Origin of the sequence: Candidatus Jidaibacter acanthamoeba (assembly GCF_000815465.1) — a bacterium.
In the GTDB taxonomy this organism is placed as follows: Bacteria; Pseudomonadota; Alphaproteobacteria; order Rickettsiales; family Midichloriaceae; genus Jidaibacter; species Jidaibacter acanthamoebae.
In genome coordinates this window covers 1-329 of record NZ_JSWE01000226.1, presented here as the reverse complement: position 1 = coordinate 329, position 329 = coordinate 1, and the positions used below count along the sequence as shown (strand labels likewise).

The 329-nt window shown below is 32.5% G+C and carries 1 protein-coding gene; it reads left to right on the top strand.

Features of this window, described 5'->3' with window-relative positions; all coding sequences use genetic code 11:
* A partial coding sequence (locus NF27_RS10555) for a transposase (protein WP_039459450.1) occupies positions 1-320 on the top strand: 320 nt, incomplete at its 5' end.
* Between the last annotated feature and the right edge of the window lie 9 nt (positions 321-329).

The window sequence follows — 329 nt, the reverse complement described above, 5'->3', positions numbered from 1 at the left end:
AGTTATGGTATGCTGTAAATGATAATATGTGTAAACAAGGATGCCTAACTTATTATTCGGATTATGCAATAGAAACTATGGTAACATTATGCATGCTACTTAAGTTGCCGTTGAGGCAAACTGAAGGGTTTGTTAGATCTATATTTGAGCTTACTGGACTTAGGCTAAAAGTACCGGAGTTTAGTAGATTATCTAAAAGAGCTAAAAGCTTACTTAAAAGAATAAATTTACCACTACTAGGTGAGGAAGGTTATTTAATGATAGATAGTACTGATATCAAAGTATATGGAGAAAGTGAATGGTTAGTTTTTAAGCATTGAGGAGAAGTA